Annotated in this window: 14 protein-coding genes; all 14 read right to left on the bottom strand. The window is 42.5% G+C overall.

Features of this window, described 5'->3' with window-relative positions; genetic code table 11:
* Positions 1-160 precede the first annotated feature (160 nt).
* Complete coding sequence (locus tag CEK71_RS06255) at positions 161-919, bottom strand: glycosyltransferase family 2 protein (protein ID WP_088618583.1); 759 nt, start codon at positions 917-919, stop codon at positions 161-163.
* Between the two features lie 134 nt (positions 920-1,053).
* Positions 1,054-1,950, bottom strand: a complete 897-nt coding sequence (locus CEK71_RS06250) for a glycosyltransferase family 2 protein (RefSeq protein ID WP_088618582.1) — start codon at positions 1,948-1,950, stop codon at positions 1,054-1,056.
* 21 nt (positions 1,951-1,971) lie between these two features.
* On the bottom strand, positions 1,972-2,601 hold the full coding sequence (locus CEK71_RS06245; protein WP_088618581.1) for a class I SAM-dependent methyltransferase: 630 nt from the start codon (positions 2,599-2,601) through the stop codon (positions 1,972-1,974).
* On the bottom strand, positions 2,594-3,166 hold the full coding sequence (locus CEK71_RS06240) for an LbetaH domain-containing protein (RefSeq protein WP_088618580.1): 573 nt from the start codon (positions 3,164-3,166) through the stop codon (positions 2,594-2,596). Before CEK71_RS06240 ends, CEK71_RS06245 begins: the two co-directional genes overlap by 8 nt.
* 11 nt (positions 3,167-3,177) lie before the next feature.
* Entirely contained in the window at positions 3,178-3,765 is a 588-nt protein-coding gene (locus tag CEK71_RS06235; RefSeq protein ID WP_088618579.1) for a YdcF family protein, read from the bottom strand.
* Between the two features lie 24 nt (positions 3,766-3,789).
* Positions 3,790-4,980 (bottom strand): glycosyltransferase, encoded by a 1,191-nt coding sequence (locus tag CEK71_RS06230; RefSeq protein ID WP_088618578.1) that lies wholly within the window; start codon positions 4,978-4,980, stop codon positions 3,790-3,792.
* Positions 4,959-5,816 (bottom strand): glycosyltransferase, encoded by an 858-nt coding sequence (locus CEK71_RS06225; RefSeq protein ID WP_088618577.1) that lies wholly within the window; start codon positions 5,814-5,816, stop codon positions 4,959-4,961. The genes CEK71_RS06230 and CEK71_RS06225 overlap by 22 nt, the downstream gene beginning before the upstream one ends.
* 327 nt (positions 5,817-6,143) lie before the next feature.
* Positions 6,144-7,505, bottom strand: a complete 1,362-nt coding sequence (locus CEK71_RS06220) for a hypothetical protein (RefSeq protein WP_088618576.1) — start codon at positions 7,503-7,505, stop codon at positions 6,144-6,146.
* A complete protein-coding gene (locus CEK71_RS06215) occupies positions 7,502-8,773 on the bottom strand; it encodes a glycosyltransferase family 4 protein (protein ID WP_198328476.1) in 1,272 nt (423 codons plus the stop codon). The genes CEK71_RS06220 and CEK71_RS06215 overlap by 4 nt, the downstream gene beginning before the upstream one ends.
* 19 nt (positions 8,774-8,792) lie before the next feature.
* Positions 8,793-9,737, bottom strand: coding sequence for a glycosyltransferase family 2 protein (locus tag CEK71_RS06210; protein WP_088618574.1), 945 nt, complete (start codon positions 9,735-9,737; stop codon positions 8,793-8,795).
* Between the two features lie 42 nt (positions 9,738-9,779).
* Complete coding sequence (locus CEK71_RS06205) at positions 9,780-10,430, bottom strand: class I SAM-dependent methyltransferase (protein WP_088618573.1); 651 nt, start codon at positions 10,428-10,430, stop codon at positions 9,780-9,782.
* Between the two features lie 127 nt (positions 10,431-10,557).
* On the bottom strand, positions 10,558-11,082 hold the full coding sequence (locus CEK71_RS23890) for an acyltransferase (RefSeq protein ID WP_198328474.1): 525 nt from the start codon (positions 11,080-11,082) through the stop codon (positions 10,558-10,560).
* On the bottom strand, positions 11,079-12,374 hold the full coding sequence (locus CEK71_RS06195; protein WP_088618572.1) for a lipopolysaccharide biosynthesis protein: 1,296 nt from the start codon (positions 12,372-12,374) through the stop codon (positions 11,079-11,081). Before CEK71_RS06195 ends, CEK71_RS23890 begins: the two co-directional genes overlap by 4 nt.
* Before the next feature lie 6 nt (positions 12,375-12,380).
* A complete protein-coding gene (locus CEK71_RS06190; RefSeq protein ID WP_088618571.1) occupies positions 12,381-13,070 on the bottom strand; it encodes a class I SAM-dependent methyltransferase in 690 nt (229 codons plus the stop codon).
* Position 13,071: the final 1 nt, after the last annotated feature.

Genomic DNA, 13,071 nt, shown 5'->3' with positions numbered 1-13,071 from the left:
GTTACAGAACTATACTGGTTGAGCTGATAATGGGACGTTTAAAACCGATATAAAATCTCATTTCTGGCTTAATCTATGGCAATCAGAAACTTTCAAGAAGATAACAACATAGACGTTAACGGTAAGTTAGGGTTTTATCTTAACCCGATATAACGGCAGTTTAATTCTTAAGGTTTTTTATAAAAAATTGTTGTAGCTTTGAAAGGTTTTTGATCAGCAAACTTAATACACTACCGATGCCATTATTTTTCATGGCTTGAAGATCTTCGGTGCTTTTTCGTAATATATTTTTCCAATTTTTGTTGCTTGCCCCCCCTACCCGCATTCTGATTAAGACGCTAGGAATGTAGTAGGTTGAAATTCGGTTTTTACCTAAAAAACGCAAAATCAAATCATAATCGGCGGCAATTTTAAAACTAGTGTCAAACGTACCATAGCGTTCGTAGATGTCCCGTTTGACAAAAAAAGTCGGATGGGGCGGCATCCAACCATAGCGCAGCTTCTTCAAGGAAAACAGACCGCTCTGCCAATAGCGGATAATTTTCGTAGGATCATTTTTATCGATATAGGTCAGGTCACCGTATACGGAATCGACAGGATTATCAGTAAAGGCTTGGGCGACTTTTGCAATCACCTTGTTATCTTGATACAAATCATCCGAATGCAAAAAACCGATGACATCCCCCGTCGCCAACCTTATACCTTTATTGAGGCCGTCGTAAATGCCCCGATCCGGCTCGGAAACAAACGTGGCCAGTTGGTCTTGGTAAGATCTGACAATATTCACCGTACCATCGGTGGAGCCGCCGTCGATAACGATATATTCAATGTTCGGGTACGTCTGTGAAAGCACCGAACCGATGGCTTCGGCAATGGTTTCTTGATTGTTATAAACTGAAGTGATGAGGGAAATTTTCAAACTAAGCTCCGTTTACTTATAGCAATAACTGGCGGTTGCAATGAGGGGCTGAAAAGTTTTTAAGTGTATCAGGGGTAAGCCGTTAGCGCAGAGACTGAAGGCATTGCTATTTGTCAAAGCAAAAATTCCTATTTTTAGGAAATATCATAACCATACTCATCCTTGACCACTTGCGCCAACGGTTGCCCGCGTTCCACGATTAACTGACGCAGCTCATACACTTTAACGTCCACCAAGAAGCGGTACCATAACCCTTGCAAGACATGGAACACCAAGCCCGGCCAACCGTCTAAAAAACCCAAGCGAAAAAAATAGCGGTACAGAAAATAGCATAATGCCCGCATCCCTAACGGCAAATGCGCGTAAATATGGTGTTTAATCCAACGCTTGATATGGGCTTGCGCATTCATTGCTTTGGCAGCTTCTCCGGCAGTGTTGTTGTTTTCGCCCATCAACAAATCAACCGCTTCACGGCTGGCATAATGATTATGTTTATTAATCCACCAGGTTATGTTATTTAAATTAATGTCGGCAATGTCGGCATTGATATGGTGAATATCGCCTTCCACTAAAATATGTTCATCCATCCAACGGTTTTCACAACGTCCCCGGCCATTGCGCCACACCCGTAAAGTCCGGATGGGGTAAATCGCCCCATGCCTAATCCATTTGCCCATAAAATGGATTTGCCGGTTAATGGTGATGCCCGCCGTAGCTGCCGGAATCAAGGCCAATTGTTGCCGCAATTGCAGAGCCAATGCGGGTGTGACAATCTCATCAGCATCCAGGCGCATTACCCAGTCTGTACGGATATTGCAATGATCCAGAGCCCAGTTAAATTGCTTGGCATAATTAAGCCATGGATTTCCATAGACATCAGCCCCGCTATTGGCCGCAATTTCTCGTGTTTGATCGCTTGATCCGCTATCCACGACAACCACTCGGCTGGCAATACCGCTGAAGGAATCTAAACAACGTCGGATATGGCGTTCTTCGTTAAAGGTGAGTACGATAATCGTCAGGTTTAACATAAGAAGAAAATTTCCAATGATTTACTTACGCGCAACAGCTATCATTGATTTTGCAAGCGGCCTTATACGGCCAACACGCTCAAACTCAACCGATTTAAAACCCACCTCCCGGAGAAGTTGCGCTAAAGTTTGTTCCGACCAAAACTTGATATGCCCGTAGTCCCACAGGGCGGTAAAATGCGCATCCATTTTGCCGCTCAGTGCCAAAGCCAAATTCTTCCAATACCCATGAAAGGGAGTAGAAATAATCGCTACCCCCTCTTCATCTAAAAGTTCGTATACACGCCGGGCAAACTCACGAGGCAAAAACACATGCTCAACAACCTCAAGGCTTAATACCACAGGAAATCGCCCATACTGTTCAGCCAAATCACTGTAGCAGTCACCTAATGCCAATTTGATGTTCGGATATTCACGTTGCGCATTGGTAATACCATCAACTGAAGGGTCAATGCCTACGACTTCAAAGCCTTGTTGTGTTAGATATGCGGCGGTTGAGCCATTACCACAACCCAATTCAAATATCCTGCGATCACCAGATTGTAAATTGAGCGAATCCAATAAATGGTAAACTGTCGGGAGTATGTAACTGTGGCTGTAGTTAAGTTCGGCATTGGGGTAAATATAGCCGCCAATAGATACATTAGACATTTAAAATTTCTCCACTTGTTATAAAATCCCTAGACCCAATGATTTTGGGTGGGGAACCTGCCACTACCGTCCAAGAAGGGACATTGCGGGTAACGGTGGATCGGGCTCCAACCACCGCCCCCTCACCAATAGTAACGCCGGGGCCTACGAATACATCCGCAGTAACCCAACCATAATCACCAATGATGATAGGAGCCGTGACTAAAGGCATATCACGCCGCGTATAATCATGGCTGGCGGTACATAAATACGAATATTGGCTGACAGTGGTATGGACACCCAATTCAACTTTATCCACACAGTAACAATCCACATGATGGCTTAAACAACTATGTTGGCGCATGGTTAAATTCCAAGGCGCCCAAATTTTTGCCGAAGGATAAGGATGTGCCCCTTTTTCAACAGTTGCACCGAATACTCGCAATAAAAACCTTCGCCAGCCATGCAAAAGTACAGGACTAGGTCTATATAACAACAGCCAAATCAATTGCCAAAGCACTCGAAGCAGTTTATTGGCTCTTGAAAGTTTATGTTTTTTTAATGATCTGACGTTATTTTTCGGCACAGGTTCTATTCCTAATGGCAGTATGCGAACGCATAATAAACCAGCTTTACGACTTCCGTAACACAAAATTGCGCCCATTTCTCATCTTGCCACCAACGATTAGGATGCCAAGTCGGTGCATGGCTTTGTATCAGGCGATAATGCAAACCCGCTTTTCCGAACACGGGCTTTAGCGAATAATCTAAACGCCGCAAATGGGGCGGGTCGCTGACAATCAACGCGTTTTCCCAGTGATGAGTTTGCAGTAAAGCGGCAATGCTGATCGCCTCTTGGTGTGTGTTGGTCGCTTGGTCATCAAACATCAATGCTTCCGCAGGGATGCCTTGTTTAAACAAAAATTGGGAACGCCAATGTAAATAATGCCGCTGAATAGCATCCGGCCCCCCTTGCATACCCGTTAACAAAATCTTGTTGGCATAACCCGCGTTGTAAAGCATAGCCGCCATTTGTCCTCTTTCGCCGCTATCACCGCCTAACGCGACAATCAGGTCGGCCTTAATGGGTTCACTTGCGGGTGTAGATAACCAATAACCTAAGTTACCGAAAGCAATTCCAAGCAATAAAAATAGTCCGCTGACAGCAAAGACAATGCGCTTCATTCGTTATGTAGTTCATGAGAACATTTAATCACAAATAACACAATCAGGCTTATCACCCTCTCCTAACACCCATTGATAAACTAAGGTCATTTGCTTGGCAATATGCGACCAACTAAAATGGTTGATTGTTAACATCTTGCCTCTCTCTCCCATCGCACAACGCTCACTATCGGACATGTTAAACAATACAGCCAGTCCATTTTTGATAGAATCAGCATCTGTACCAATATGTATAGCTGCGTTTGCCTGAAAGCCTTCCGGCAAATGACAATGTTCAGTCATAAGTACAGGTAAGCAATAAGACCAGGCTTCCAAAATGGTCATAGGCAACCCTTCGCTAAAAGAAGGCAAAATAAAGGCATCGGCATTACTGTAACAGGCATGTTTTTGCCCGCCAAATTGGGATCCGATAAAATGCACACTCCCCTGTATATACAAGTTATCGGCCAACGCCTTCAGTATCTGCTCATGACCGTTTTGATCCCAGCCAGCAATCACTAAATGCCATGTATTGGCATCTGAATATTCATGGGCAGTAGCCCAAGCTTCCAGTAGCTGCAATAAACCTTTTTTTGGGTGAAGCCTCCCCAGATACAGCAAGATTTTGGCTTTATCCGGTATTTGTTGTCGCCAAAAGGCTGTTTCAGAAATGGTATTAGGAGGCGCATGTATACCGTTTGGAATAACACAAATAGGGTTTTTTAAGCCGTAGGCACGGATAGATTCTGCTTCGGATTCGCATAACGCATGCAAACAAGCTGCACCATGTAAATGGGCATTTTCATAAGCCCAACCTGCCAAGCGTTTTTTCCATCGGGAATTACGCACTGCCCAAGGGTCTAGCATACCATGCGGGGAAATAAGATAAGGTTTGCCTGTTCGTTTTGCCCATTGCGATGAGGCCATAGATGGATACATCCATAGGCCTTGCGAGTGGAGGACATCTAAGTTAGCCTCTTGTAAGGCCAGTTGTAAACGCGGGGCATAAGAAAAAAAACCGGGGCCTTTACGATCAAAAATTTGGGTGGCCAAACCACTCCAGCCGGATAAGTCAGCAGCCGTATAGTCATCACCTATTCCAAATATTTGCATAGTTAAATTGGGTTGGGAGCTTAAGCCAGAAGCCAAATAGCGGGTGGCATCGTATAGGCCACCCGCAGAGCGGGACACCGAAGGGCTTAAAAAACCTATATTCATCGTCTGATTAATGCCCATAACAAGGCCTTATCCAACAGTGTGATTTTAGGACGGAGGGCTTTAAGGGCGGCATCGGTAGCCTTTAATAAATTGTCTGCAAACGTTTCTGGTGTCCAATGGCTTATTATTTCACGGCTTGCCGCACCCATGATATCGAGATCGCAATCGTCAGATGCTACTCTCAGCATTAATTGTGTCAAGGCATTCACATCGTAAGGATCGAAGGTAAAGCCATTTTTACCTTCCTCGACCAAATCAGCTGCACAGCCGCAATAATTGGAAACCAAAACCGGCAAACCGCTAGCCATAGCTTCATTGACCACCAGCCCCCAAGGTTCTGATATACTGGATAAGATGAATACTTTTGCCAAACCGTAAAATAGAGGTAATTCGTGATATTGCTTAAAACCGGGCAGTAACAAATGATTGCCGATATTAAGTTCATCACGCAGCTTCACTACATCAGCTTTCAATGGCCCATCGCCAAGTAACACAAGAGGCCAAGCTTTTTCACCAGATTGCTTTTTATAATCCGCATAGGCAATCAAGAGATTGGGCAGGTTTTTTTCTCGGATGAAACGGCAACTGGACAGAAAATAATGTTCTGGAAGATGGATATTTTCCCGGACGATTATGCCATTCTGTTGCGCGAAATCTGCTCCAGTCGAAAAATAGAGATTATCCACAACATCATAAACCAAAAATATATTTGCACGCTGAATGCCCAAACTATGAAGATATTCAAATTGAGGTGTACCGGCCACCAAACCAGCTGAACACAGCTTCACAATTCGTTTCTTGATGAATTCTTGAATAGAGTTGCGGGGCCGATCTAACGCTGTGCTATCAGACATGATAATGACAGGAATGGATTGGTATATGCACCAAAACAACACTGTTAAGGCTCCCTTGCTAGACCATCCTGGAATAGCAACTACATCAGGTCGGGCATTATTGAAAATGGCTTCAATACGGGCTTTTATTGCAAATGCGGTTTTTTTTCTACATCTGTATCATGGAATAATGTCAAATGTTGAAATGAACAAGATTTACCAACTTTTTTCCAAGCATACGTTGTATCTACGGAGGAAAACTCAATTGCCGTCAAATTAACCACTTGCGAAATAGCGTCCAATCGTGCGTGATGGTATGGGCCAAAACGATGAAACAGAATGGCAAGATTAAGATTCTTCATTTTCTGCGCCGCCCGTAAAATATGTGAGCCTACTTCTTAATCCTGTGCGATGATAATTGCGCGGATAGACCCTAGAATATAAGATGATTGGAGTCAGAGAAAGAATGGCATAAACGATGAAAAATGGCAGCGGAGTCACTCCATGAAGAATGGTTAGCATGGCTTCGGAAGCCAACGTAATATAAAACACTTTATACGCCATATCAGAGCCGATATGAGCATGATCCCAAATAAAACGAAAACCACGCCCTATCAAAAAATACAAAAAAGCACCGAAAAACCAAAATTCCCGAAAAGCATCAGTCATACCCAATGGGATCCAACCATAACTAGCTTCCCAACTATAATAATTGATAGTATGTTTAGCGAAATCTGGTCCATCAATCATCAAAGTACTTTTAAATTCCCTGCCCACAAAAAGTGCCGGAACCCATTCCTTTATTAACCGATTATAAAAACCTAAACCATAATTAAACTCAAAAGCCTGTTGGGTAGCGGGCAATTGTACGACAGGATAAATAAACTCAACCGGCTCTTTTCCTTCCACTTGGGACGTAACAATTTTTTCAATGTCCATTTCCAAAATCTCACTGTAGTCCGCCCCAATTTGGCTATGGCTGCGATAGCTTGGCATCACCATAACCATAATTCCACCTAGTATAATCATTGTAATTACCAAAGACCGCCTAGGTATCCATCTTTTTTGGAAAAAAAAGCATAAACCAAAGGTAAGCAGCAGAAAAACAGCTTCTGTCCGGCGACCTAAAAGAAAAACATTTGCCAAAGGTAAGAGAGTACCTATAAAAACCGTTAGGATTCTTAGTGTTGTTGGTTTATGAAGAGCTGCCAAAAGGCACAACATCAGCCCAGGATATATTAGCCTGACAAAAAATACATAGGCCACTGGAAGGCCTGTCCACTCCAATTCGTAATTGCCTTCTACAGAGTAATGCTCTACTAGCCCGCCACTTAGGCCTGCAAGTTTGTAAAAACTAAAAAAAGCAATGGCAATAAGCATACATCCGCCTAAGAAAAAGCGTGAATAAGAATAAAAGGCGGGATGTAGCGAATAGTTAGATTTTGGAGTGGGTTTCAGATATCCCCAAAAACTCATGCCGGCACACAAGTTAGCCATAATTAGGGCCATTTCTATGCCATTATCTCGCTGTGCACCTATCGGTATCCAATAAGGGTTTATCAGCACTCCCAAGGCTTGCGGGCAAATATAAAGTAACCACACTGAACCTGCGAGGAGTGGAAACTGGAATATCCGTTCAGGGCGCATCAATCCCCAAACGACCATCGATAAACTAATAACGATTAAAATAAAAAAGAGTAAGATGCTCATAACGTAACGGGTATTAAATCAATAGCATCTGTGAGTCGATTTCCGTATGCGGCCAGCGTATATTGGGCGGCTCTTTGACGGGCATGTTGTGACATTTCTGTAAGCAATTCCCTATCATGGGCCAATTTTTCCAAATGGGTGCAAATTATTTGTGGATTACGGATAGGCACAACAAACCCATCAACACCATCCCGCACCACACTGCCTGCATTAGGAGTGCAAATCACTGGCAATCCACTGGAAAGGGCTTCGTAAATGACACCCGCCGAACCTTCATTCAATGAAGGTAAAAGAAACACATCAGCCCATTGAAAATGCTCTGAGATTAGAGAGCGCGGTATTTGTCCGGTAAGTTCGACATGCTCACGCAATTTTGCCTCAGCAGCGGGCAGAATATCTACCGAACCGACCATTCGAAAAATTGCTCGGCCTTTTAGATGTTGCGCAGATTCTAGTATATAAGGTGCGCCTTTCCGTAATCCAACCGATCCTATGGTAAGGACTTTTAGTGGCCCAGTGTGTGGTTGCCGTTGAATTCCAGACAGCCGGGAATCAACACCATAAGGAACCACCACGCAACGTCCACTTAAATCACCACCGCCACATTCAATTATTCCTGCCTTGACATATTCAGAGCCACACAAAATGAGGTCAGCTTTAGCCCATTCTGCTTTTTCCCGTTCACTAAACCACATCTCGGCATCATTACTAAGAATTTCTGGAGGCTCCCATCCTGGAAATTGTTCTTGTTCCTCATGCATATAGCGCTGGTTTATTATAAAAGGTGCGACCGTCTGTTCCATAATAGTTTTCAGGCCTTGTGCTTTCGCTGTCCCCATTAACTCCAACCCGGCGCGATCAAACGTATAAATGGCATCCGCATTTTTAAAGCCACTTGTTTCAACCAAATGGTTAAATCGTTTGCCGGCCCAAGTAAAAACTGCAAGTTTTTTGCCTAATGAATTGGCGCGGGATAACCGGAATGAATTGGCCAAACCGAAACCGGGATAGCTGGTAATTTTATTTACCGGGATGTCTGTCGGAATTCTTCCGGCTAACCGTTGCAAGGGCTTAGATTGCCATTGTCTTGGTAAGTGGGTTAGCAAGCTAGGCCAACCTTGGACAGCACAAATATCCGTATAAAAATGTTCTAGTCGACCCGAATTATGCAAAATACGGGGAATAGCGTAATGACGACGTGCACCCATCATCGCAACAATAATTTGTGATGGCGGATGAGATCGTATCGGTTTTAAGATATCTGCCACTGGGAAGTTCCTAATTAGCTTAAAAATGGGATAACAAACGCTGTTGCATTTTTGATATGAGCAAATACCAAGGAAATCCACGGTAACCAGCTTGCTCCAAGAGATTACGGACTTCCCGAAAATAAGCTGCACCATGTCCCTGAAACGTAGCTTTGACACCGTATACATAATGGCTTAAAACATAGCGGTCCAAATAAAATTGTCTTCCCATGATAAAATCCGGACATAAATACAAATCACTCTCACGTCCATAGAAAAAATCGAGCATTTCCCGTAATTGAGTGATACGCGCTAATTTATAGCGTGCTTGGTTTGGATGTGAACGTTGGAAGACGAGGGAATCTGCAATCATCAAGGCATCGGTTTTTAAAACCATCTCCAGCCATGTCAAGATGTCTTTCGAAAAGTCGCTTGACTTATCAGTCTCGCCAAAAAAACCTAGCGATTCAAAAAAATCACGTTCAACACAGAGCTCTGCCAATCCAGCCCCCCAATTATCTGGTTCTGCCAGATAAGAAAATAGAGTATTACGATTGACTATATGGGTTTTTAATAAGTCAAGTAAAGGCTTATGGACAATTTGCATAGGGTCTGGCGACTCTTTAACCGATACCACTTTATATTGGAAATTTTCTTTTCGAAGAATGCCAATGATTGATTCTAAACACCATTCCGACAACATATCATCGGCGCACAACACCTTGATGTAGCGTCCTTTCGATCTGGCACATAATTGATTGAGGTTACCAAAAATGCCCAAATTTGACGTATTTTTGCAGTAGGAAATTCTTGGATCGTCATAATGACCGATTACTGCATCTGTGTCATCGGTTGACATATCATCTTGGATTAACAATTCAAAATCATTAAAGCTTTGGGCTAAAACGCTTTCTATTGCACTAGGCAAAAGAGAGGCGTAATTGTATGTTGGTATGATGACCGAAAAAAAAGGCTGCTTAGGCATATTTTTAACTTTCTCAGATTGCTTATAGGTAGCGTTTAAATCTCAGACTCCCCTTACATTGCCGTCTTCATCTATATATTTGATTGCAGCTATAGTCGATGCATAGTGTGGCCTCCTAAAATAAAACCATTGCAAGCTTCTGTTTATATCCCTTGTGATATTGCTTGGCAAAATACATGGTTTGCCCATACTGCCCGTTAAGCCTCTCATTCCTGAACCCAACACACTATAGCCGCGACTGATAAAATCATGTGGAAACCACCCTGATAAATGCCGTTGGAAGGCATTATTTTTATATGCGCACTGTTCAAGGAATCCATAAGGCGTTTCTATGTAAATTAGACGGTTGGCTAATTGTTCTACTCGTTTTAGAACATCAAATGCCTCATCACGGGCAAAGTGTTCAATGACGTGCGAAAGCACAACGACATCAAACGTTTGATCAAAGTGATAACTTCTAAAGTCACCAAGAATATATTTATCGTGACGCGAGTTTTGTATGTTTTCAGGAAAAACATCAATTCCTGTCGATTCGAATGTTGCAGAGCGTACAGCGGTTAATATACTGTCGCCACCACATCCTATGTCAAGCCCAGAATTTAATTCATATTTTAAAATCAGTTGCTGGGCATATCTTTTAGGTGCCGGACACAACGCTTGAACTAATTTCGATCTCAGGGGGTAAGTCTGCATGATGTTTCCTCTCTTGATAGCTAGGATAAAATATAACGATTGGATATGTCGGACAAACAAAGCTTAAAAGCCCTCATTACGATATCCTTACGGTTTGTTGAGTGTTTAGTGAAGCCATCTAATTTTGTTAGTTCTTACGGTTACCAATACAACGCCCAGGCACACCGACCATAATGGAATAAGGCGGAACATTTTTGGTGATGACGGCTCCTGCGCCTATCACACTACCTTTGCCCACAGTCACTCCATCCAAGATAACGGCATGTGTACCGATCCACACATCATTTTCAACCGTGATGCCGCCTTTAGTACCCGTACCTTGTTGGCGCATAGTAATATCAATACGGTCAAAATGATGATTGGCGGCGAATATTGACACAAATGCCGCAATCATCACATCATTACCAATATGTACGTTTCCTTCGCCATTAATAATAATATAGTGGTTAAGGCTGGTACGCGCTCCAATTGTGATGCTGCCGCCTGATGGCAGAAGCATTGCCCCCGCCCTAATTACACTATTTTCGCCGATTGAAATATCTCCGCCTCTTGCCAAAAATGCACGCGGATCAATGATTACGCCGGGCATTATTTTCAATTTATGATTAAATAACCGAAAAAAAAATTTTGTTAAGGTATATACAAAATTCATTGTATTTTTTTATCCCTGCGTCCCAGTCTACGCCAAATAAAATTAACATCTTCATAACGGGGAATGAAACACCCAAGGCTGACATCCCGATAAAACCGAAAAACAATGATTAACATGCCGAAAAAATTAATTGTTACCCCAATTACATAGCTGATGGCAATTCCCTGAGCCCCGTATGTTTGTGCCAAAAACAAAGCGGCAATGGCAAAAGCCAACAAACCAACAATACGGGCAAACATTCCGGCCATCGGTTGCCCTTGTCCTCGTAGATCTTGGTTTGTTATCTCGGATAAGCCTGATAATATAATGCCAGGCAATAGTATTAATGTAATATTTATTGCCGGAACAAAGGCAATACCATAAATCAAAGGTACTAACCAAGGCAAACATACACCTAAGGCAGCCGCTCCCAACATAGAAAAAATCCCCGCCCTTCTTAATACGGTGATAATTACTGGAAAACCAGTTCTGGTTTTTCGCTTTGCCGCATTGGTAAAAGCAACAATACCGAGTGATTGGCACAGCGAATTAATGACACTAGCAGACGATAAGGCCACCATATAAAAGCCAATCTCAGTAGTCGGCAATAAATAAATCAATAATACCTTATCAAATTGTTGCGTAAGCAATTCCAATATATTAGCTTTAAAAAAAGGCATAGATTCGCAAATTATTTTTGCAAACTCTCCTTTTAGTATATACAACAATCCTCGTATTTTGGTGGCAAGCCTAAGGAATACACATACCGCATTTGATAGTAATTGGGCGATTATTACGCCATAAAGCTTATTTTCAACCCAGAACCAGCACACTCCCAAGCCCAACAGGAAAACGGGATAGATAAGACCACGGGTCACATTATACAAACCGAAATGCCCTCTACCATGATCGATAGCTTGCAGGTTCATACCCAAATGATTTAATGGGATGAACCATAAAAACACATAAGCGATAGGTAACAAATGCTTGACCGACTCTGATAAGACATAAGGCAAGCTGAAAAACGCTATAACAGATGTGGCTGATGCTGTCAGAAAAGTGGCCAGTAATGCGATACCGACTAAATTATCCGAGCTTCCAATTTGTCCGGCTCTTCTGGCAATCGCCATGTTAATGCCCAATATACCTATTCCAGCAAACAGATTTGGCCACAGAATAATCGCAGCATATTCGCCTCTACCATCAGCCCCTAACATTCTCGCAAGAATAATACCCTGAAGAATAGTACACAGCTGGATAAACACACTAGTAGAAAACGTAATAAAATAATTGTGCGTACTTGTTGATGCCATTTGAAATTAATGATTAGTTTTCTTAAAATGGCATAACATCCCTTGCTGTACAAAAAATGTTGTCGGCGCAAAATCGGTAAAATAAATCACATCCGCCCCTTTTTTACGTTTGACAAAATCAAGCAATACGTTTTCAGCCAATTTTGTATCGCCATCAAGGGTATCGGCGTGCTTGTCCGAGTTATCAAGATAAATGATGCCGCCTTCTTTAATTAGGTTGATCGCATTCAATGCGCAATGGTGACGGTTACTGCCATCAATCATTATCAAATCAAACTGTTCGCCTGAATCTGATTTGTAACCCACATAAGCGTCATCGGTTAAAATGACGTATTCAACATTTGTGATATTTTTTTCTTTGAAAATAGTTTTCACTTTTTGGAACCACGGTTGGCAATCTTCCACGGAAGCTACCTGTTTGGCGAATTGTGCATACCACACAGTAGACATACCAGAACCAAATTCCAGAACGGTTTTCTCTTTATTGAGAAAATCCTGTAAATAATCAATAGCGCTGTAACTAATCCACGGCAGGAGCGGACGATAACCAAAAGCGATGCGTAACAATCCGGTCATAATTGCTTTAGGGCTATGCAAAAACAAAAGCTTATAAGCAATTTTATTGCCTTTTTCATCATGGAGCCTTGAGTAGTTTCTATTTCCATAGCAAGCCTTACGGACTAGATTTTTTAACATC

Source organism: Methylovulum psychrotolerans, assembly GCF_002209385.1.
GTDB classification, from domain to species: domain Bacteria; phylum Pseudomonadota; class Gammaproteobacteria; order Methylococcales; family Methylomonadaceae; genus Methylovulum; species Methylovulum psychrotolerans.
Note: the sequence above shows the minus strand (reverse complement) of the source record. Positions and strands in the feature narration are given on the sequence as shown.